This is a genomic window from Geomonas oryzisoli (genome assembly GCF_018986915.1).
GTDB lineage: Bacteria > Desulfobacterota > Desulfuromonadia > Geobacterales > Geobacteraceae > Geomonas > Geomonas oryzisoli.
In genome coordinates this window covers 4,575,056-4,594,324 of sequence record NZ_CP076723.1, presented here as the reverse complement: position 1 = coordinate 4,594,324, position 19,269 = coordinate 4,575,056, and the positions used below count along the sequence as shown (strand labels likewise).

The following is a 19,269-nucleotide window of genomic DNA, read 5'->3' as shown; positions in this document are numbered from 1 at the left end:
TGAGCGCCTTTACTTTCAGATCACCAAAGCTATACTGTCTAACATTCAAATTTCGGTTAGTCAACTCTTTTTTTGCACAGACCGCACTCCTCATACCTGATGTGACAGGAGAAGCCGTGGCCAGACTGTTCATAGCCGTTGAATTACCTGGCGATATAAAAGCCGCTCTGTCATCCTTCCGCGACGAGATCCCCGGCCTGCGCTGGGTGCCGCCCGATCAGATCCACCTGACCCTGCGCTTTCTGGGGGACGTCCTCCCCCAGACCTGTGCCATGCTGAAAAAGAACCTCGCTGCTGTCAGCTTCACTCCCTTCCCGCTCACCCTGCGCGGCGTGGGGCACTTCCCGCCGCACGGTCACCCGAGGGTGCTCTGGGTCGGCCTGGAGGAATCCCGGGCGCTCCTCTCCCTGCAGCAGCAGGTGGAAGCCGCCGTGGTCGGCGCCGGCATCGTCCCCGAAGAGCGCGGCTTCTCCCCTCACATCACCCTGGCCCGCATCAAGGAGAACGCGTCGTCCGCCGTGGCGCGCTTCGAGTCGGTGCACCGGGCTCTCAGCTTCCCCCCTTTCAACGTCGAAGAGTTCATCCTCTTCTCCAGTGTTCTTACCCCGAAGGGCGCGATGCACCGCATCGAAGAAACCTACCGCTGCGGCTGACCTGTCCAGGCGCAGCGCGGGATGGTTCGCTCGCTGTCGGCGCTGAAGTCCGCTGTGCGGCGAGTCAAAAAATCATCTATGGGAATCGTATCGGGGCGTGGTGCGGCAGCGACATCAGCGGTCGCTCAGGGGGTGTGGGGCGGGGTTAAGGTCGACCCGGAGGAGTGTCCCCCTCCGGGCCGGGTTGAGGTTTAGAACAGCTTGAGTACGGACTGAGCTGCCTGCGAAGACATCGAGAGCGAGGTGGTGCCCAAGCTCTGACGAGTCTGCAGCATCAGCATGTTGGCGCCTTCCTGGTTCATATCGGCCAGAGTCAGGTTGTCGGCGCCGGTTTGCAGCGTGTTCACCATGGCATCGGTGAAGCTCTGGCGGGTGGTGATGATGTTCAGGTTCGCCGCCAGGGTTTGGGTGTTGGTTCTCAACGTGGAGATCGCGGTGTCCATGTTCGCCGTGTCGGTGGTGATGTCCGAGTTGGTAGCCCAGGCGCCGCTGGCGCTGGAGAGGCTCAGACCGGTGGAGTTGGCCAGGAAGCCGACGACGTCGAGGCTGGAGCTTGCGTCTTCGTTGAAGTTTACGGTCAGCGTGTTGGTCGCGCTCAGCAGGTTCAGACCGCGGTAGCCGGAGTCGGACGAGATGTTGTCGATCTGGCTCCGGATGGTGTCGTACTGGGTGGCCAGTTTGGACCTGGTCGAGGTGTCGCTGGTGGAGAGAGCGGACTGCGCGATACCTTTGGCGGCGTTGATCAGGCCGGTGATGGCCGTGATGCCCGCGTTGGTAGCGCCAACCGTCTGCACCGCCTCCGACATGCCGTCCTTACGGTCGGACAGGTCGCTGGCGCGCTGGTTCGCGTTCTGCGCTGCAAAGTAGTTCGTCGGGTTGTCCAGTGCGCTGTTGACCTGCTTGCCCGAAGAGAGCCTCTGCTGGGTCCTGTTCAGGAGCTGGCTGGTCTGTTGGAGATTGAGGAGGTTGGTCCTCATTCCTGCTGTTAAAGAGATATCGCTGGTCGACATGGTGTTTTCCCCCTTCTGGTTTTGGTCCCGGCGTTCTTGCCGGTTTTTTTGTACTGCGGCCGATAGGGAGATCCCTTTTTCACCATGCGTGCCGTTTTCAGGTTCCTGCCGGCAGCGGACCCCTTTTCGGAAGTGTCCACCGTGCCGTGAACCTCAGCGCAGCCTCCGACAAAATTTAATATCTACAATGGGTTGGCAAGGAAGAGCTCACGGGGTTAGGAAGAGAAAAAAAAATTTGCGGCTACGGGAGTCGCGGTGAGATCTGTGTGACCCCTGCAGGGAACCCGGGAGAGAAGTCAAAAAACCGTCGCCGCCGTCCTTGCTTCTGCCGATGCGCTGTCAAAAATAATGAAGACCATGGGACGCCGCAGCAAATGAAGAACACTACTCCGACTTGAGCCGGTATCCTACCCCCGCCTCGGTCAGGATATGACGGGGGCGGGAGGCATCGGCCTCGATCTTGCGCCTGAGGTTACTGATGTTGACCCGCAGGACGTGAGGCTGCTCGAGGTAGGCGACGCCCCAGATCTGCCTCAGGATCTGGCTGTGGGTCAGCACCTTGCCGGCATGGGTCACCAGCATGCGCAGCAGCTCGTATTCGGTTGGGGTGAGCTGCACCTCTTCCCCCCGCACGGTGACCCTGCGGCGCGGCAGGTCGACCAGCAGTTCGCCCGCCTGGAACACCGGTTCCGGCGCCTGCTGCAACGAACGGCGCAGCGCCACCTTGATCCGGGCCAGCAACTCCCCGATTCCGAAAGGCTTGGTGAGGTAATCGTCGGCACCGCAGTCCAGCGCCCGCACCTTCTCGTCCTCGCGCTCGCGCACCGAAATGACGATGATGGGGACCTGGGACCACTCGCGCACCCGCCTGATCACTTCGATGCCGTCCAGGTCGGGAAGCCCCAGGTCCAGGAGGATGACGTCGGGGCGGACCGCCACCGCCGCGGCCAGCCCGGCATGCGCGCTGTCCGCCAGATGCACGGAGTAGTCGCCGGTATCGAGCGCCGTCTTCAGGAAGCGCTGAATCGCCACCTCGTCATCGATCACAAGGACCCGCGGCAGGTTCGTCTTCTGTTCTTCACCCTTCATCGGCTCTCCCTTCTTCAGCGGCATGAAGCGGCACCTCCACCACGATCCTCAATCCTTTCCCCTTCCTATTCGCCGCCCGGATCGACCCGCCGTGCGCCTCGACGATGCCCCGGCAGATGGAAAGCCCGAGCCCGGTCCCTCCCACCACCTCCGGGACCGGAGTGCGGTAGAACTTCTCGAAGATGTGCGGCAGGTCCGCTTCCGGGACCCCCGGGCCGCGGTCGGCCACGCCGAGCACCAGCCGTTCTCCCGCCAGGCGCGCATCGATCTCGAGCTCTCCTCCTGCTGCGGCATGCTTGAGCGCGTTATCCAGCAGGTTGACCAGCACCTGGAGCATCAGCACGAAATCGAGGGAGACCAGCGGGAGCTCCGGAGCCAACCGCACCGACACCGCCACCTCCCGAAGGCGCGGCTCCACCGTCGCCAGCGCCGTCCCTATCAGGTCCTGCACGTCGCACGGCTCCTTCTTCAACTGCAACACGCCGGCCTCCAGCCGGGTCATGTCCAGGAGATTGCCGACGAAACGGTTCAGACGCGCCGCCTCCTCGCGGGCCGTTTCCAGCAACTCGGTGCGTGACCCGCTGTTGAGCTTCTCCCCTTCCTCCAGCACCGCGCTCAGGGCACCGGTAATGGCCGTGAGCGGGGTGCGCAGGTCGTGGGAGATCGAGTTGAGCAGGGCCCGCTCCAGGTTCTCGCGTTCCTTGAGGATGCGCGTCTCCTGTGCCTGTTGCAATAGGCGCAGCCGCTCCAGGGCCATGGCGATCTGGGTGGCGTAGGCGGCAAGCAGCCGCTGCAGGTCCGCGTCAAGCCGCAGGTCTTGTTCTTCCAACCGGAGGGCCAGCACCCCGTGCGTCTCCGCCAGGGCCTTGAGCGGCACGTAGGTGAGCGGATCGCTGCCGTAGGAATCGGTGCCGGTTCCGGCCAGACGCCGGGATCGCAGGCACCACTCGGCGACCTGCAGGGCCTCGGGGGCAAGGGTGAACCCCAGGCTTGCCGCCGCCGGCGCCAACTCACCCTCCTGCCCGAGGATCAGCGCCACCTGGCTGCCCAGCGAGTCCTCGAGGTTGGCAACCGCCGCAGTCGCCAGGGAAACCGTGTCGGTCGCGGCCGCAAGATCGCGGCTCAGCCGGTACAGACTCGCCGTCTGCCGCTCGCGCACCCTGAGCGCGTCGAGACTTTCCCGCGCCTTGGCCACCAGTGAGCTGATCACGAGCCCCACCGAAAACAGGGCAAGGAAGGTGACCAGGTATTCCTTGTCCGCGATCCTGAAGGAGAGGCGGGGCGGCACGAAATAGAAGTCGAAGGCGAGTACGCCGAGAAACGCGCTCAGCAGTGCGGGGCGGCGTCCGAGAAAAAGCGCCGCCACAACCACCACCAGCAGGTATCCCATCACCATGTTGACCGGCGAGAGGTAGGGGCGGGCCTGATCGCACAGCAGCGTCGCCACCGCGACCAGGGCGACCGAGGCCGCGTACGCTCCCCCTCCCTGGTACCACGCGGGGTGCGGTCTGCTCCGCAGCAGCGCTTTCTCTAATGTGGATGTCTCACGGCTCTTGCTCATATTTCGAATCTAGCAGAAGTGCCTCTCCATACAAGCGGTTTTCCCGCCTTTCCTGTCGACGGGACACAGCCGGACCTCAGATGCTCACCCGTATCGGCAGTATCACCGTGGTGAGGCCGTCCCACTGCAGGCGGCGCTGGATGGCGAAGGCGGTCTCGTTGTGCAGCATCCGGTGGTAGAACTTCTCCAGCCGGAAAGTGAGCTGGCCGGTGAAGACGGTGCAGCGCGGGTACTCCTCGCCCAGTTCCTTGCAGATGTGGACCACGCTCTCCACCACGTCCGTCGCCACTGCCAGCCGGTAGTCCGCCGCAAAGCCGAGCCTTCTCGCCAGCGCCACGTATTTGACAAGCCCCTCCTGAACCGACCGCTCCAGCGCCTCCAACTCCTCGGCACCCTTGAACGAGCCCGAATCGATCACGGCGACCGAGACGAAGATGACGTTCTTGTAGGTTCTGGGGAAGGTGGTGAGGATGGAAAGGAGCGTATGCACGCCGAAGCCGGAGTAGGCGGAGACGAGCTGGATCGCCGTGGGATCGTTGCGCGAGGGCGCCGCCTCGTTGACCGGGCCGGTGGTCGGGAAATCGAGCAGCGCCTCGTCCAGTTGCGCCATCCCCTTGCGCACCGACTGGTAGTGCCCCCTGATCAGGTAGCAGACGCCGATAACGACCGAGGTGATGAGCAGGGTGAGCCATCCCCCTTCCGCGAACTTCTCCACGGTGGTGACGGCCAGGATGGTGGCACAAAGGACCAGGCCCACCAGGTGCACCGACAGGTGCCGCACCCACTGCGGGTCCTCGTGGCGGCGCTGGATGTAGAACCGCGACATGCCGAGCTGCGACAGGGAAAAGGTAAGAAAGACGTTGATGGAGTACATGACCACGAGCGCGGAGACGCTGCCGCCGGTGTAGACCAGGAGCACGATGGAGGCGAGTCCCATCAGGACGATGCCGTTGCGCATGGTGAGGCGCACCGAAAGCGCCGCGAAGCGGTGCGGCAGCCAGGAGTCGACCGCCATGTTGGACATGACGCGCGGGCCGTCGACGAACCCGGCCTGCGCGGCAACCAGGAGCAATGCCCCTTCGGAGAAGATGGTCACGAATGCAAGCACGCCGCCCAGCGGCCAGTCGGCGAAGAGGGCGTCCGCCAGCACCGAGTTCAGCGTCTTCCCCTCCACCGGCCGGACCCCGATCAGCGTATAGCAGAGAAAGAGCAGGCCGGCGGTGAACGCAAGCGAGCTCGCCATGTACATCATGGTCCTCTTTCCGGTCTGCACCCGCGGCTCGCGCATGATCTGCAGGCCGTTTGAGACCGCTTCTATGCCGGTATAGGTCCCGCCCCCCAGGGAATAGGCGCGCAGGAAGAGCATCATGATGCCGAAGACGCCGATGGTGGAGAGGTCATGTGAGAGCCCGGAGCGAAACCCGGCGGCAAGCGGCGCAAAACGGTCGGTGTGGGTGAAGATGCCGTCCAGCAGAAGGAGCGCGTGTGTCGCGACGAAGACCATGAAGATCGGGGCCATGACGGCGATCGATTCCTTCACCCCCCTGATGTTAAGCACGATCAGCACCACGGCCAGGACACATGCCACCTCGACCTTGTAGGCGTGAAAGTGCGTAGGGATGTAGCTGAACAGGGCATCGACGCAGGAGGCTATGGAGACTGTGATGGTCAGCACGTAGTCGACCAGGAGGGCGCTCCCCGAGACCACCCCCGCCCGTTCCCCCAGCATGTGCGTCGCCACGATGTAGCCCCCGCCGCCGTGCGGGAAGTGCTCGATGATGCGGGAATAGGCGTAGGAGATGATAAATACCGTGAGCGCCGTGAAGGTTCCGAGCGTGATCGCGAGGTAGGTGTGGCTTCCCAGGGCCCGGAACGCCTCCTCGGGACCGTAGGACGACGAGGAAAGCCCGTCCGCACCCAATCCGACCCAGGCCAGCACCGGGATGAGCGACATCTTGTGAAAAAGGCTCGGGTCCTTCAGGTATTTCGGCGCCCCGAAAACAGCCGTCGCCACTCGTTTGACCAGATTTTGCCTTGCCGCAGGCAGTTCCTGTCCCATGCTCGCTCCTCCCTGAACCGGCCTCTTCTCTTTCGGCCCTGGGACGATGCTACCGCGTGCGGCATAAAGAGGGTGTCAAGATGCGGCCGGGCGCATCAAGAAAGTATCAAGAGGGCGTGCGGCGTCGGAAGATCTTGATCAGTTCATGACGCCTTTGCGCTCGATCTTGATCCCGCCTTTATCCGCGAAGCGCTATGGTGAAATCATGAGATTGGGAGAACCGGTCGGGAGATCGGAGATTACGGAAAACATGGGGAGGACGACATGAAGATCTACCTTTTCAATACGGAAGACGGCCTCTACCTCGGCGAGGATTATGCCGATGATGCCATGGCCGGCGGTCTGAACGTTCCAGCCGGCGCGACCGCGATAGCACCTCCCCCCTACGGGCGGAGGGAGGTGCCGGTATTCGTGGCCGCAGAAAACAGGTGGGTGCTGCAGCCGCTTTCCGCTACTCGACGACCATAGGCCCCTTCTGGAGCCGCTTATAGTAGAAATTTTGGCCGTAGAGCACGGCGGCGGGGTTGTGGCCGGTGACGCGGTCCTTCACCACCAGGGTAGTGACCGGGGCCTTCGAGTACTTGTTGAAGAGCATGTCGTGGCCGACGCACAGACCGACGATCATGTTCATGTCGGTGTCGAGGTCGTTGCAGATTTCCGCCTGGGCGATCGGGTTGCAGGCGGGTTCGAAGGTGCCGGGACGCACCTTGTCTGTCTCGGCCAGTCCCAACTCCTTCTTGTCGATGCTCCCCGCCTTGCAGCAGACGCTGAACGGGGTGAAGCCCTGGGCCTTCAGGATGGCGACTAACCGCTCGCACTCGTCGAGCAGCCCGATGCAGGTGGCGATGCCGATCCTCTGGTACCCCATGAGTTTTGCGAAAGCGATGGTATCCTCGACGCGGGTCCAGCGCGCGTTCACCGCATCGCTGCCGGGGATCGGCTGGTAGCAAAGGCCTTCCACGCGGGCCGCCACGAAGGCCATCTTGGCGTCCTCGCTCTCCCCTTTCATGAGCTCCGCCGTTTCCTTTACCACCGCGGCATGTCTGTCGGCGGGGCAGTTGCCCGGTCTGGGCGGTGCCGTGGCGGGATCGCCGCTCCAGCAGTTGGTGGTTCCTTTCTTCTGCCAGACCGCGCTGCAACTAGCGCAGGTTACCTCGGCGTATTCCTTTTCCATATCGCCCTCCTTTTAGGCTGCAAGCAAAGATCATCAGGGAAGGGACTGGCTCCGTTAGGTGCCTGTCCCTTTATCGGAACGCTCCTTTCAGCTCAGCCGCCAAGGGGACAGGCACCTGGCGGAGCCAGTCCCCTCCCCTCTTTGCATTAAGGGTTTTGCGGGGTCGGCTCCTGAATCAAGACGTACGGCGAGATGATCAGGCAGTTGAAAATCTTCCCCTTGTCGGCATCCCACTTCTGTATCTGCTCCAGGCTCGGCTTGCTCAAAAGCGAAGTCGACAGCCAACGCTGCACCGCCTGCACCTCGTCCGCCGCCAGCGCCGCCCCCACCTCGGCAAGTTCCAGCAAGGGATCCACCACGATCACCCCGCCGCGCTCCAGGTGCGCCCTGAGCGAAAGCCAGTCGGCGATATCGACCTTGGTGGCTAGTTCCTCCTTGGCATCAGTCATCTCAAACTCCTATTCGAAAGTTTTCTTGAAATCGGCGATGGTCTGGCGCAGGACCGCCACCTCCTCGCGCAGGGCGGCAACCTCCTGCTCCAGTTCCGCGATCCGTTTGTTGTCCGCGCCACCCCTTCCGCCTTCCGACGCGGCCGCCAGCTCCGTAAGATCCGGCTCGCCCGACAGGAGCTGGCAGTAGCGGGGTTCCTTGCGACCGGGTTGAACCGGCAGGCGCGTCACCAGCGGAGGCGTCCTCTCCATGAGGTCCTGCAGCACCGCCTCCACCTCGGCCAGATCGGCAAAGGCGTGCATCCGCTCGCCTCGCGTCCTCAGCTCGCCCACGGTCTGCGGGCCGCGCAGCATCAACTCGCATAAAAGCGCGAGCTCGGCCGGGGTGAACCGAAACTTCTCCACCAGCGCGTGGCGGTACTTGGAGACCCTGCCGCCGGCTCCGGAGAGGAGCGCGAACTGCTTGAAACGCAGCGCGTCCAGGGCACCGGTCACCTCGGCCTCATCGAGGCTGGTAACCGGGTCGCGGTTCGATTTCTGGTTGCAGGCGTTCACCAGCGCGTTCAGGGAAAGGGGGTAGTACTCAGGCGTGGTCAGTTCCTTCTCGATCAGGGAACCAAGCACTCTGACTTCGATGGCGTTCAGTGTCGCATCCATGGAAAAGCTCCTTTGTCCGGGGGCTTCTAATCATCAATAAAACAGCGGGCAGTGCACTTTGTGCCCTACCCGTGCGTGAAGTCGCTCCAACTTACTAGATTCCCGGACATGGTTCAATGCAAAAAGAGCGGTAGCTGCTGCCAAGACTCTTCTGTTGTATAACATCATTTTATTTGCTATGGTATGGCGCAGTTAAGGCTGCAGCAGCAAATCCACGCAAGGAGGTGACATGGCGGCGACCCTGGACCTGAAGAAGATCAACAAGACGATAAAGATTTTTGCCGTGGCGCAGTTCGGGCTGATCGCCCTGCTGGTGTACACTGCGGTCAACTTTCAGCAGCGGCTGCAGGCCCTGAACAGGGGATATCGCTTCATGAACGGCGTGCTGTACGCCTTCGTGATCCAGATGCTGCTGTTCTACCCCATCTACAGGTTCGCGGCCAAGGAAGCCGAGCGTGACATCGACCTGGCCGGGAAGACGCCGACCCAGGAGGAGGCCAAGGAGTTCGCCAAGAAAAAGAGATGGACCGACGTGACCAAGATGTCCGTGCTGGGCTTCTACTTCATCTTCGCCCTGGCCGCCCCGTCCGATCCCTTCATCCTCAGCGTCATCATCTACAGCTTCCTGCTCACCATCCTCACCTACCTGCAGTGCTACAGCTTCGCGGTGAAGAAAGCCTCCCGGTAGGCGGAGGCGGGGTCGAGCTAAAAAAAAACGCCCCAAAGGGGGCGAATACCAACCTGCTTTTCGACAAAGCCGCCACTACCCGTGGCGGCTTTTTTTGAGGTGGGCTTATTTTTTCGACTCCGCGGATTTGGCGCGCACCTGCGCGATCCGCTCCTCGGGAAGCCCCAGCCATTCAAGAAAGCTCTGGTGCCCCGAGGGGTTTTCCCTTTCGAACAGGGTATGCCAGTGCCCCATGATGTTGTCGTCCACCCCGAGGGACCTGAACCTGGAGTTCCACTCTTCCATCGTCACTTTCTTCTTCGTTTCCGACATGACCCGAATCCTCCTTCCCCCCTATAGATAATGATTCCACAAGGAGACCCGCGCAGTAAAGTGACGATTGTCCAGACAAAGGGGGCTGCGACGCAGTCACAGCGGACAAAAAAAGAGAGCCGGCACCAGATTTTGCTGGACTAGCGGGCACCGTCCCACGTACCATCCGGGAATAGCCTGGAGCTAGACATCAACCCCATTAGAAGGAACCGAGTAAAAATGGCAATTGCAAAGCAAGGCGACAAAGTAAAGATCAACTACACCGGCAGCTTGGAAGATGGCACCATCATCGATACCACCATCGGCGATTCCGGTTGCTGCGAAGATGACGATTGCGGCTGCGGCGATGACGGCTGCGAAGACGACGGCTGCGGCTGCGGCGAGCACGGCCCGATGGAGATCACCATCGGCAACGAGGACTTCTTCCCGCAGATCGAAGAGGCGCTGGTCGGCATGGCACCGGGCGAGAAGAAGACCATCGTGATCCCGGCCGAGGACGCCTTCGGCGAGTACGACGAGGACGAGGTGTTCGCCATCAGCCGCGAGCAGCTCACCGGTGACATCGAGCCGGAAGTCGGCATGGAGCTCGAGCTGACCGGCGACGACGACGAGCCGGTAGACGTGGTCGTGGTCGAGGTGAACGAGACCGCCATCGTGGTCGACGCCAACCACCCGCTGGCCGGCGAAGACATCACCTACGAGATCGAACTGCTGGAAATCCTGTAACTTGATCGTCCCCGTAGGGGGGCACAAGTTGCCGGTCGAAGTGTGGGGGCGAATGATTATTCGCCCCTACAGTTTTTAGGACAGCCCCGTCCCGGAGCTGATCCCGTACCCCAAAACGCATCATCCTGAAAAGCATGCAGAATACCGAAGCAAATCCCGCAACCAATCCTCAAACGGCCAACGTGCTCCCCTGGACTCCGGGAGAGAAGCCGCTCATGCTCGCCCCCATGCAGGGGCTCACCAACCGCGCGCTGCGCGAGCTGTTCACCACGTGGGTGCGGCCGGACGTGGTATGGACCGAGTTCATGCGCGTCAACTCCCAGTCCGAGAAGAAGCTGCTCATGCCGGGGGACGTGCGCGAATGTGCCGCGGAGGAAAACGGGGTGCCGCTGGTGGTGCAGTTGATCGGGCACGGCAGGGACGCGCTGGTTGCCGCCGCGCGCACCGCACAGAACGCCGGTGCGAGACACATCAACCTGAACATGGGTTGCCCCTACGGGCGCATGACCAGTGGGCTGACCGGGGGCGGGATGCTGAAGCGCCCGGAGCTTCTGGAAGAAATCATTCCGGCATTGCGTGAGGAAGTCCGCGGTTCGTTCTCGGTCAAGATCCGCGCCGGGTACGACGATCCGCAGCAGATCTTCTCGCTGCTCCCCCTCTTCGAGAGCTCCCGGGTCGATTTCCTGGTGCTGCACCCGCGCACTGTGCGCCAGGCCTACGAAGGTTTCGCCGACCACGCCGTCACCGCCGAAGTGATCAAGCGGACCTCCATTCCCGTGATCGCCAACGGCGACATCAGGAGCGCCGCATTCGGCCTGGAACTGCTGGAACAAACCGGGGCGGCCGGCCTCATGCTGGGTCGCGGCGGCATCGGCGAGCCGATGCTTTTCGAGAGGCTGCGCGGCCGCGCCGCCGCCGAACCGGATCGTGCCGAGAGGCGTGCCATGCTGCACCGCTACCTGAGCGACCTGCTGCCCCTTTACGGCAAACTCTTCTGCGGGGACATGCAGGTGCTCGGCAAGATCAAGGGTGTGGTTTCCAACGTGGAGGACCACGAGTTGGAGCGTGAGCTGAAGCAGCTCAAGCGCGCCAAGAACCTGCACGCCTTCCGCGCCGCAGTCGAAGACCTCGCCCCCTAGTCCGCAGTCCCTAGTCCCTAGCCCCTGGGCTCCTCCCAGTAATCCCTGGCAAAAAAGAACAACGCCGCCGCCACGGCCTGCACGCCGACCGGGACCAGGAACGCCGAATGGAACGCCTGCACCGTCGCTTCCGGCGTAGTCTTGCCTACGGCATCGATGACCATCCCCATGCTCTGCTGCACCGAAGCCGCTCCCAGCAGCACGAAGAGGTTGATGGAGGTGAGCGCGGTGCCGACGATGGAAACCGGGAACATGGAACGGTTGATCGGATAGATCATGACGCCGCTCGACACGGCGAGTCCGAGGCAGAAGAAGTATCCGCTCAGAAGCAGCAGGGGGAGATGATCGAGCGGCCCCTGGAAACCGATCATCAGGACCAGCAACAGTATCTGCCCCCAGAGAAAGGTCTTCTTGTAGGAATGCATCAGCTTCCGGGCGACGGAGTCGATGACGAGGCTCCCGCAGATGAAGCCGATCGACGTGAACATCAGCATCCGCCCCGTCTCCTCGCGCGTCAGCTTGAGCACCTCCATCAGGTACGGCCCGCCCCACAGCCCCTGCACCGCCAGGTAGCACCCGTACCAGGCGAACGCCAGGCCCGCCAGCAGCCAGAAGTCCCGGTTGGTGGTGATGTGCTTCCAGGCCTGCAACATCCCCATCTTCGCCGGCGCCGGCTCGCCGGCACCTTCCACGGCCACCGTGGGCCGGTCGCGCACCAGCAAAAAGACCAGCACGGTGGCGACAGCCTGCATCACTCCGATAGCAAGAAACGAGTTGCGCCATCCGATCCACGCCACCGCCAATGCCAACGGTGCGGTCCCGGCCAGGTTACCCATGTTCCCGACCGCGACCATCAGCCCGGAAACCTTGCCGAATTCCTGCCTGGTAAACCAGTGGCTGAAAAGGCTGAAGGTCGCCATCAACACCGACGCGGTCCCGATGCCGATGAGGATGCGCGCTGCCAGCGCCTGCCCCATGTTTCCCGCCTGCGAGAAGAGGATCCCCCCGATGGCGGTCAACACGCCGCAGCCGCTGATCACCACGCGGCTCCCCAGCCGGTCGATCATCGGCCCCAGCGGGATCTGCGCCGCCGCATACACGTAGAAGAGGATGCTGGAGAGCGAGCCCAGTTGCGCCGGAGTGAGGTGCAGGTCGCGCGAGACGTCCTTGGCGACGACGGCGAGCGATACGCGATAGAAGTAAACCAGGATGTAGATCAGGGACAGGATGAAAAATATCAACCAGCGCTGGCGGCGCTGACGTGCATCGACCATTGTATACGCTCCTCCGCCGCGCACTCTAGCACAGCGCCGGGTCAAACTCAACCAAGCGCGCGGAATCACATACACCTTGTGGACCTATCGATTTCCGGTACTCTCTTTACTGGCTGTGTCAGTGGTATGGCAGATCCTGAGAGAAAGGGAAACCCTAACGGAGGATACGACATGTTCCTGGAAAGCGACATAAAGCTGGGGTTCAGCGACGTACTCATCAGACCCAAGCGGTCGAACCTGAAGAGCAGGGCCCAGGTCGACCTGCAGCGACACTTCAGGTTCCTGCACAGCAAGTACGATTGGAGCGGCATCCCGGTGATCGCCGCCAATATGGACACCACAGGCACCTTCGAGGTGGCGGACCGGCTCGCCGAGCACGGGATGCTGACCGCGCTGCACAAGCACTACACGGTGGCGGAGTGGGATACCTGGCTTGACAACCACAACCACGGCGACGACATCTACAACCGCATCATGGTCAGCACCGGGACCTCGGACAGCGACTACGACAAATTCTCGGCCATCATCGCCAACCATCCCAAGCTGCAGTTCATCTGCATCGACGTCGCCAACGGCTACGCGGAGAGCTTCGTCGAATTCGTGCAGAAGGTGAGGGACGGCTTTCCGGACAAGACCATCGTGGCGGGCAACGTGGTCACCGGCGAGATGGTCGAGGAACTGCTGTTATCCGGTGCCGACATCGTCAAGGTAGGCATCGGCCCCGGTTCGGTCTGCACCACCCGCGTCAAGGCGGGGGTCGGCTATCCGCAACTTTCGGCGGTGATCGAATGCGCCGATGCCGCGCACGGGCTGGGGGGAAGAATCGTGTCCGATGGCGGTTGCACCTGCCCGGGGGACGTCGCCAAGGCCTTCGGCGGCGGGGCGGATTTCGTCATGCTGGGAGGGATGTTCGCGGGCCACGATGAGAGCGGCGGTCAGATCGTTGAACGCAGCGGTCGGCAGTTCAAACTTTTCTACGGCATGAGTTCGGCTACGGCCATGGACAAACACTCCGGTGGCGTAGCGCATTACCGCGCTTCGGAGGGGAAGACGGTGGAAGTACCCTACCGCGGCCCGATCGACGAGACGGTGCGGGACATCCTGGGCGGGGTGCGTTCCGCCTGCACCTACGTGGGAGCCGCCGCGCTCAAGGAGCTGACCAAGCGCACCACCTTCATCAGGGTGGGGGAACAGGAGAACAGGATTTTCGGGTAATGCCCTATTCGTTTCCGCTCTGCCCAGCCCTACACCGAAGGAGGGGACAGGCTCCGCCAGGTGCCTGTCCCCTTAGGGGCTTGAATAAGGTGGTTGGGGGGAACCGAGCGTTCCGCTAGAGGGACAGGCACCTAACGGAGCCTGTCCCTTTCTGCTACCCCCTTTTTCCCTCCAGCGCCAGCCGCATGCGCCCGAGCGCCTCCTGCAACAGTTCACGCCGGCAACCGAAATTGAGCCTCACATAGCCGGGAAGACCGAAGTCGCTCCCCCCGGAAAGACCGACCCCGGCTTCCTCGAAGAAGCGCACCGGGTCCTCGATCCCCGTCTCACGCAGATCGATCCAGGAGAGGTAGGTCGCCTCGACCCGCGCCACGGTTAGCCCCATCCCGGTCACCTCTTTTTCCACCAGATCCCGGTTGCCCCGCAGGTATTCCAAAAGTTCCCGGCGCCACTCCTCCCCGTCGCGGTAGGCCGCCTCGGCGGCGGTATAACCCAAGAGATTCACGTGCGGCACGATGCGCCCCATCGCCTTCCTGAAGGCGCGGCGCAGGGTGTCGTCGGAGATGACTGCGAAGGAGCAGCCGAGTCCCGGCACGTTGTAGGTCTTGCTGGGCGCCATCAAGGTGATGGTGCGCCGGCTGGTTTCCGGGGAGAGCGTGGCGATCGGGATGTGACGCACCCCCGGCTCCAGGACCAGGCCGGCATGGATCTCGTCGCTGCAGATGACCAAGTCGTGCCGCACCGCGAAATCGTCCAGCGCCGCAAGTTCATCTCGGGTCCAGACCCGCCCCACCGGATTGTGCGGGCTGCACAAAAGAAGCTGCCTGGTCCTTGGTGTCACCGCGGCCTCCAGCGCCTCCAGGTCCAGCCCCCATACATTCCCGTCACAGCGAAGCGGCACGTTGATGACGTTACGGCCGGAAAGGGGGGGCGCCGACATGAAGGGGGGATAGACCGGCGTGAAGGTGACGACATCGTCCCCCGCCTCACCCACCGCACGGCAGCTCACGTTGAGCCCGGTTACCAGCCCAGGCAGCCAGGTGATCCATTCCCTGCGCACCTGCCAGTCGAACTCCGCCTCCAACGAGTCCATCACCGCCTGCACCAGACTCTCCGGCGGCGCGGTATAGCCGAACACGCCGTGCTCCACCCGCTCGTGCAGCGCCTGGATGATGGCAGGGGGCGAACGGAAATCCATATCCGCCACCCACAGGGGGATGATGTCGCGGCCGCGGTACTTGTCCCATTTTTCGCTCGCGGTGCCGCGCCGGTCGATGATCTCGTCGAAATCGTACTTCTTCTGCGTCATTTAAGCTCCCATACGGTCAGTTCGGAAATGCCGTGCTGGAACTTGCGGCGCGTCTCCCGTATCACGAAGGGAACGTCGCGCGGCTCGCCCAGCATGCGGAAATGAGGTGACAGCTCTGCCTTGAGTGCATCGAGGGTCCACACCGGCTCGCCCGCCTCCCGGTATCCTCCCAGCCACTCTTCTTTCTTGGTGTACTCCTCCAGCCAGGTGTAGGGGGAAACCAGCACCAGGAGCCCGCCGCTGTTGAGACGGCCGCGGATGCCAGCCAGGAATCGGCGCGGCGAATAGAGCCGGTCCAGCATGTTCGCGGCTAGGATCAGGTCGTAACCGGAGAACTTGTCCGGCAGGTTGCAGGCGTCCCCCTGGTAGAACTGCACCCGGTCCCGCAGCGCGGCGAGTCCCAACTCATCCAGGCTCAGCTCATGGTACGAGACGATCTCCCCCTCCTCGGGAAGGGCGTAGCGGAGGTACCCTTCCTCCTGCATCCGCGCCGCCAGCCTGAAGAACCTGCTGGAGAAGTCGATCCCCGTCACCCTGTCGAAGCCACGCGCCAGCTCGAAGCTGGCACGTCCCACCGCGCAGCCGAGGTCGAGGGCATGCCCCCTGGTGCGCCCGGATGTTACCTCCAAACAAATATCTGCACAAGCCTTGGCGAAATTGGGAACCCCGAAACGCTCCGGGCCGTAGTGTGCGTCGCAGTACTGCGCCGCCAGCGCATCGGTCTCGTACGGGTCCTCGTGCAGCTGCACCTGGTTGTCGCTTTCGACGTAACGGAAGCCGGCATGCTGGAAGAAGTGACGCCGGAAGGCGTAGCGGGAGTCGCGGGTCGCCTCGTTCCCGGTGGAGATCCAGGAGCCCCCCTTGATAAGGTTGTGACGCGTGTCGAAGGTCGGCGTCGAGAAGTCGTCGTACCAGGGATGGATACGGAACCCGTGGAAGGCGTAGATGGGGGTTTCCGTCCACTGCCAGACATTGCCGACGACGTCGGAGAGTTCCCCGAAGCGGAAACGGTCCACCGGGCAGGACGAGGCCCAGTAGGCGAGGTTGATGTTGCCGGGAGCCTCGCGCCACTCCTGCGGGTCGCGGACACCCGCAGCATCATAGATCCGGTACCATTCATCCTCGCTGGGCAGGCGGAGCCGTTTGCCGGTCTTGTCGGCGAGCCAGTTGCAGAAAGCCTTCGCCTCGAGGTAGTTCACCTCCACCGGCCAGTTCCAGGGGAGATCGATCACCTCGACCATGGTGCGCAGCCCCCACCCCTGCGGGCGTTCCACCCAGAACAGCGGGTGCTCTGCCTGTTTGAAGTTGCGCCAGTGCCATCCCTCTTCGGTCCACCAGCGCTCCTCGCGGTAGCCACCGCCCTCGACGAAGGAAAGGAACTCGCGGTTCGACACGAGATATTTCGACGCGGCGAACCCTTGCAGCTGCGCCTCGTGGCGGCCGTACTCGTTGTCCCACCCGTAGAGCGGATGCCCCTCTTCCTTGCCCAGCACCACCTGCCCTCCCGGAACGGGGATCAGTCCGTTCTCCGGGGCCACCCCGGCATCGCGGCAGATCTCCCAGAACTCGTGGCGGCGCACCCGGTCGATGGGAAGCTGCCGGATCAGCACCGAGGAGGTCTCCAGGTGGATGCGCTCATGCTCGATCCCCATCATGATCGCCCAGAACGGGCTCTCCCAGGTGATCGGCAAGGTAAGCGCCAGGGTCTTGATCAACCCCGTCACCAGCTCGCGCACCTTGTCTCGGTAGACCTTCACCTCGGCCCGGGTGGGCCAGTCGTAATGGGCCTCGTTCAGGTCGTCCCAGGACATCTCGTCCACGCCGACGGCGAACATGGCCTCCAGGCGCGGGTCGATGCGCTTTTCGATGAGTCTGGCTATCATCAGCTTGTTGACGAAGAAGGAGGCGGTGTGCCCGAAGTAGAAAATAAGCGGGTGGCGTAGCCGGTCGGCCCTCAGGTAAAAAGCGCCGTCGTCCTTCAGGGTGTCGTAGAGCAGTTCGTCTATGGTAAACGTCGCGTTGAAGTACTCCAGTATCTCGGCGCGTTTCTGTTCCGGGTCCCCTTCGTTCAGTACTACGCTATGAGTGGTTCTGAGATCCATGTCTGCCTCCACATTTCCCTGTGACAATACGGTTGCACTTCTGTCTGAACAGCGGTTCTTCTATAGTACCAGATCTTTTCCCGCAGTCGTCGAGCTTCGGTTCTGGCGGTTTTCATGACATTGACATCCGGGGTGGCGACATTATCCTTTTCGCTGGTTGCAGCCTACCGGAAGGAATCTTCTATGAACTACAAGACAGCCATAGTGTGGGTAGCTGCCTGCGCCGTGCTGATACTTCTTATCGTTGGCGCCGTGGGCGGAACGATGGTCAAGATGCCCGGCAAAACGCACAAGGGCCCGCTCCCTCCCCTCACCCCGGAGGAAAAGCAGCTCGCCGACCGTTTGCACGAGCATGTCCTGGTGCTGGCCGGACAGATCGGGGAAAGAAACGTCGCCCACTATCACGCACTCCAGGACGCGGCGCAGTACGTCGGCGACCGGCTCCGGGAGTACGGCCTCACGGTCGGCGAGCAGAGCGAGCTGGTAGAGGGAAGGACGGTGGTGAATCTCGAGGGGGTGCTGCGGGGGAGCCGGTCTCCGGAAGAGGTCGTGGTGATCGGTGCCCACTACGATTCCGCTCCCGGCACGCCGGGCGCGAACGACAACGCCACCGGAGTGGCGGCCCTGCTGGAATTGGCACGCCGCTTTGCCGCGGTACAGCCGGAGCGCACCCTGCGTTTCGTCGCCTTCACCAACGAGGAACCGCCGTACTTCCAGGGCAAGGCCATGGGAAGCATGATCTACGCCCGGCGCTGCCGGGAGCGCGGCGAGAATATCGTAGCCATGCTGTCGCTGGAGACTATGGGGTGCTATTACGACAAAGCCGGAAGCCAGCGGTACCCGGCACCGCTGGACCGCTTCTATCCCGATACCGGCGACTTCATCGCCTTCGTGGGAAACGTGAAGTCACGGGATATCGTGCACCGGGCCATCGGGACCTTCCGCAAAACCACCCGCTTCCCGTCCCAGGGGGTGGCCGCCCCCGAACGCCTTCCCGGCATCGGCTGGTCCGATCAATGGTCCTTCTGGCAGCTCGGCTATCCCGGCATCATGATCACCGACACAGCCCCCTTCCGCTACCCTCATTACCACCAGCCTTCCGACACCCCCGACAAGATCGACTACGGCAAGCTAAGCCGCGTCGTCGCCGGACTCGACAGGGTAGTGGGGGAGCTCATCAGTAATTGAGACAGCAGGTTCATACAAAACCGAGTTCGACGCGTCTGCCGAAGACCTTGGCGATCTTCTCCAGTGTCTTTATGGTGGGGTTGGCCTTGCGGGGGTTTTCCAGGCGCTGGTAGACCTGGTAGGCGATGTTCAACTGCTTGGCGATTTCCATCTGCGAACGCTCGGCACGCAGCGTCCGAAGCATGATCGCTACCGCCACATGCGGAGCCACCGGAACCTGGTGCACGTTCCTCCCGTTGACATGTGATGGCTCCGCTATTTTGAAATTGCGCTCGAAGTCCGACTCGAGACAACCGTTAAGCGCTTCCTCAGCGTTAAGCAGGGCTTCCTCCATCGTCAGCCCGTAAGTCATAACATTTTCGAAATCGGGGAAGGTCACCAGGTAACCGTCCGCGTCCTTCTTTATGCGTGCAGGATACGAAAGCATTTTTATTCCTTATTCCCGCTTGTTTGAGCACCGCGTGCACCAGCCCTTTAGGCAGGTCCACGTTGCCATGGTTAGGGACCGGAATGGAGCGGCGGCCATCCTTGATCATGATGTGGTGGCTGCCGGAAATGCGATCGAGCCGCCATCCCGATTCAAGCAGCAGCTTTTTAAGCTGTTTCCCGGTCATCCGGATGATATACAACATATAAGGTGTAAGTCAACAACAGGGTTCCTAAA

The 19,269-nt window shown here is 62.4% G+C and carries 20 protein-coding genes; 7 read left to right on the top strand and 13 right to left on the bottom strand.

Annotated elements, in window-relative coordinates:
• Positions 1 to 116: 116 nt before the first annotated feature.
• Positions 117 to 653, top strand: a complete 537-nt coding sequence (thpR, locus tag KP004_RS20000) for an RNA 2',3'-cyclic phosphodiesterase (RefSeq protein ID WP_216800136.1) — start codon at positions 117 to 119, stop codon at positions 651 to 653.
• Positions 654 to 844: 191 nt separating this feature from the next.
• On the opposite strand, the gene KP004_RS19995 is transcribed toward thpR, so the two are convergent.
• The 4 genes from KP004_RS19995 to KP004_RS19980 form a co-directional block, all read right to left on the bottom strand.
• Positions 845 to 1,663 (bottom strand): flagellin N-terminal helical domain-containing protein, encoded by an 819-nt coding sequence (locus tag KP004_RS19995; RefSeq protein ID WP_216800135.1) that lies wholly within the window; start codon positions 1,661 to 1,663, stop codon positions 845 to 847.
• 384 nt (positions 1,664 to 2,047) lie between these two features.
• A complete protein-coding gene (locus KP004_RS19990; protein ID WP_437178138.1) occupies positions 2,048 to 2,776 on the bottom strand; it encodes a response regulator in 729 nt (242 codons plus the stop codon).
• Entirely contained in the window at positions 2,742 to 4,313 is a 1,572-nt protein-coding gene (locus KP004_RS19985) for a DUF4118 domain-containing protein (RefSeq protein ID WP_216800134.1), read from the bottom strand. Before KP004_RS19985 ends, KP004_RS19990 begins: the two co-directional genes overlap by 35 nt.
• Positions 4,314 to 4,389: 76 nt before the next feature.
• Positions 4,390 to 6,372, bottom strand: coding sequence for an APC family permease (locus KP004_RS19980; protein ID WP_216800133.1), 1,983 nt, complete (start codon positions 6,370 to 6,372; stop codon positions 4,390 to 4,392).
• Positions 6,373 to 6,636: 264 nt separating this feature from the next.
• Between KP004_RS19980 and KP004_RS19975 the strand changes: the two genes are divergently transcribed.
• Complete coding sequence (locus KP004_RS19975) at positions 6,637 to 6,840, top strand: hypothetical protein (RefSeq protein ID WP_216800132.1); 204 nt, start codon at positions 6,637 to 6,639, stop codon at positions 6,838 to 6,840.
• On the opposite strand, the gene KP004_RS19970 is transcribed toward KP004_RS19975, so the two are convergent.
• From KP004_RS19970 to KP004_RS19960, 3 genes are all read right to left on the bottom strand, one after another.
• Positions 6,824 to 7,546, bottom strand: coding sequence for a DUF1847 domain-containing protein (locus tag KP004_RS19970; RefSeq protein WP_216800131.1), 723 nt, complete (start codon positions 7,544 to 7,546; stop codon positions 6,824 to 6,826). The genes KP004_RS19975 and KP004_RS19970 overlap by 17 nt on opposite strands.
• Positions 7,547 to 7,692: 146 nt before the next feature.
• A complete protein-coding gene (locus tag KP004_RS19965; protein ID WP_216800130.1) occupies positions 7,693 to 7,995 on the bottom strand; it encodes a DUF2288 domain-containing protein in 303 nt (100 codons plus the stop codon).
• 9 nt (positions 7,996 to 8,004) lie between these two features.
• A complete protein-coding gene (locus KP004_RS19960) occupies positions 8,005 to 8,652 on the bottom strand; it encodes a YceH family protein (protein ID WP_216800129.1) in 648 nt (215 codons plus the stop codon).
• A 229-nt stretch (positions 8,653 to 8,881) separates the two neighbouring features.
• Between KP004_RS19960 and KP004_RS19955 the strand changes: the two genes are divergently transcribed.
• Entirely contained in the window at positions 8,882 to 9,340 is a 459-nt protein-coding gene (locus KP004_RS19955) for a hypothetical protein (protein ID WP_216800128.1), read from the top strand.
• A 105-nt stretch (positions 9,341 to 9,445) separates the two neighbouring features.
• On the opposite strand, the gene KP004_RS19950 is transcribed toward KP004_RS19955, so the two are convergent.
• Positions 9,446 to 9,652 (bottom strand): MerR family transcriptional regulator, encoded by a 207-nt coding sequence (locus tag KP004_RS19950; RefSeq protein WP_216800127.1) that lies wholly within the window; start codon positions 9,650 to 9,652, stop codon positions 9,446 to 9,448.
• A 219-nt stretch (positions 9,653 to 9,871) separates the two neighbouring features.
• Here KP004_RS19950 and KP004_RS19945 point away from each other — a divergent pair, with 219 nt between their 5' ends.
• Entirely contained in the window at positions 9,872 to 10,378 is a 507-nt protein-coding gene (locus KP004_RS19945) for an FKBP-type peptidyl-prolyl cis-trans isomerase (protein WP_216800126.1), read from the top strand.
• A 134-nt stretch (positions 10,379 to 10,512) separates the two neighbouring features.
• Positions 10,513 to 11,517, top strand: coding sequence for a tRNA dihydrouridine synthase (locus KP004_RS19940; protein WP_216800125.1), 1,005 nt, complete (start codon positions 10,513 to 10,515; stop codon positions 11,515 to 11,517).
• Between the two features lie 17 nt (positions 11,518 to 11,534).
• Here the strand turns inward: KP004_RS19940 and KP004_RS19935 are convergent, their stop codons facing one another.
• Positions 11,535 to 12,791 carry an MFS transporter gene (locus KP004_RS19935; RefSeq protein WP_216800124.1) on the bottom strand — a complete coding sequence of 419 codons (1,257 nt, stop codon included), beginning with the start codon at positions 12,789 to 12,791 and terminating at the stop codon, positions 11,535 to 11,537.
• Positions 12,792 to 12,962: 171 nt separating this feature from the next.
• Here KP004_RS19935 and KP004_RS19930 point away from each other — a divergent pair, with 171 nt between their 5' ends.
• The gene (locus KP004_RS19930) at positions 12,963 to 14,006 is read left to right on the top strand and encodes a GMP reductase (RefSeq protein WP_216800123.1); all 1,044 of its coding nucleotides are present in this window, start codon (positions 12,963 to 12,965) and stop codon (positions 14,004 to 14,006) included.
• Between the two features lie 154 nt (positions 14,007 to 14,160).
• Here the strand turns inward: KP004_RS19930 and KP004_RS19925 are convergent, their stop codons facing one another.
• The gene (locus KP004_RS19925) at positions 14,161 to 15,315 is read right to left on the bottom strand and encodes a MalY/PatB family protein (RefSeq protein ID WP_216800122.1); all 1,155 of its coding nucleotides are present in this window, start codon (positions 15,313 to 15,315) and stop codon (positions 14,161 to 14,163) included.
• A complete protein-coding gene (gene ovoA / locus KP004_RS19920) occupies positions 15,312 to 17,417 on the bottom strand; it encodes a 5-histidylcysteine sulfoxide synthase (RefSeq protein WP_216800121.1) in 2,106 nt (701 codons plus the stop codon). Before ovoA ends, KP004_RS19925 begins: the two co-directional genes overlap by 4 nt.
• 183 nt (positions 17,418 to 17,600) lie before the next feature.
• Between ovoA and KP004_RS19915 the strand changes: the two genes are divergently transcribed.
• The gene (locus tag KP004_RS19915; protein ID WP_216800120.1) at positions 17,601 to 18,605 is read left to right on the top strand and encodes a M28 family peptidase; all 1,005 of its coding nucleotides are present in this window, start codon (positions 17,601 to 17,603) and stop codon (positions 18,603 to 18,605) included.
• Between the two features lie 10 nt (positions 18,606 to 18,615).
• Here KP004_RS19915 and KP004_RS19910 read toward each other — a convergent pair whose 3' ends face one another.
• Together KP004_RS19910 and KP004_RS21420 are read right to left on the bottom strand one after the other, a co-directional pair.
• Positions 18,616 to 19,032, bottom strand: a complete 417-nt coding sequence (locus tag KP004_RS19910) for a type II toxin-antitoxin system HicB family antitoxin (RefSeq protein ID WP_216800119.1) — start codon at positions 19,030 to 19,032, stop codon at positions 18,616 to 18,618.
• Entirely contained in the window at positions 18,920 to 19,237 is a 318-nt protein-coding gene (locus KP004_RS21420; RefSeq protein ID WP_239026870.1) for a type II toxin-antitoxin system HicA family toxin, read from the bottom strand. Before KP004_RS21420 ends, KP004_RS19910 begins: the two co-directional genes overlap by 113 nt.
• Positions 19,238 to 19,269 lie beyond the last annotated feature (32 nt).

What these genes read in the sequence shown, in the direction of transcription:
- KP004_RS19995 (WP_216800135.1), bottom strand. Translation starts at nt 1,663, where the DNA reads ATGTCGACCAGCGATATCTCTTTAACAGCAGGAATGAGGACCAACCTC.
- KP004_RS19940 (WP_216800125.1), top strand. Translation starts at nt 10,513, where the DNA reads ATGCAGAATACCGAAGCAAATCCCGCAACCAATCCTCAAACGGCCAAC.
- KP004_RS19950 (WP_216800127.1), bottom strand. Translation starts at nt 9,652, where the DNA reads ATGTCGGAAACGAAGAAGAAAGTGACGATGGAAGAGTGGAACTCCAGG.
- KP004_RS21420 (WP_239026870.1), bottom strand. Translation starts at nt 19,237, where the DNA reads ATGTTGTATATCATCCGGATGACCGGGAAACAGCTTAAAAAGCTGCTG.
- KP004_RS19975 (WP_216800132.1), top strand. Translation starts at nt 6,637, where the DNA reads ATGAAGATCTACCTTTTCAATACGGAAGACGGCCTCTACCTCGGCGAG.
- KP004_RS19945 (WP_216800126.1), top strand. Translation starts at nt 9,872, where the DNA reads ATGGCAATTGCAAAGCAAGGCGACAAAGTAAAGATCAACTACACCGGC.
- ovoA (WP_216800121.1), bottom strand. Translation starts at nt 17,417, where the DNA reads ATGGATCTCAGAACCACTCATAGCGTAGTACTGAACGAAGGGGACCCG.
- KP004_RS19990 (WP_437178138.1), bottom strand. Translation starts at nt 2,776, where the DNA reads ATGCCGCTGAAGAAGGGAGAGCCGATGAAGGGTGAAGAACAGAAGACG.
- KP004_RS19955 (WP_216800128.1), top strand. Translation starts at nt 8,882, where the DNA reads ATGGCGGCGACCCTGGACCTGAAGAAGATCAACAAGACGATAAAGATT.
- KP004_RS19985 (WP_216800134.1), bottom strand. Translation starts at nt 4,313, where the DNA reads ATGAGCAAGAGCCGTGAGACATCCACATTAGAGAAAGCGCTGCTGCGG.
- KP004_RS19965 (WP_216800130.1), bottom strand. Translation starts at nt 7,995, where the DNA reads ATGACTGATGCCAAGGAGGAACTAGCCACCAAGGTCGATATCGCCGAC.
- KP004_RS19935 (WP_216800124.1), bottom strand. Translation starts at nt 12,791, where the DNA reads ATGGTCGATGCACGTCAGCGCCGCCAGCGCTGGTTGATATTTTTCATC.
- KP004_RS19970 (WP_216800131.1), bottom strand. Translation starts at nt 7,546, where the DNA reads ATGGAAAAGGAATACGCCGAGGTAACCTGCGCTAGTTGCAGCGCGGTC.
- KP004_RS19915 (WP_216800120.1), top strand. Translation starts at nt 17,601, where the DNA reads ATGAACTACAAGACAGCCATAGTGTGGGTAGCTGCCTGCGCCGTGCTG.
- KP004_RS19925 (WP_216800122.1), bottom strand. Translation starts at nt 15,315, where the DNA reads ATGACGCAGAAGAAGTACGATTTCGACGAGATCATCGACCGGCGCGGC.
- KP004_RS19930 (WP_216800123.1), top strand. Translation starts at nt 12,963, where the DNA reads ATGTTCCTGGAAAGCGACATAAAGCTGGGGTTCAGCGACGTACTCATC.
- KP004_RS19960 (WP_216800129.1), bottom strand. Translation starts at nt 8,652, where the DNA reads ATGGATGCGACACTGAACGCCATCGAAGTCAGAGTGCTTGGTTCCCTG.
- KP004_RS19980 (WP_216800133.1), bottom strand. Translation starts at nt 6,372, where the DNA reads ATGGGACAGGAACTGCCTGCGGCAAGGCAAAATCTGGTCAAACGAGTG.
- KP004_RS19910 (WP_216800119.1), bottom strand. Translation starts at nt 19,032, where the DNA reads ATGCTTTCGTATCCTGCACGCATAAAGAAGGACGCGGACGGTTACCTG.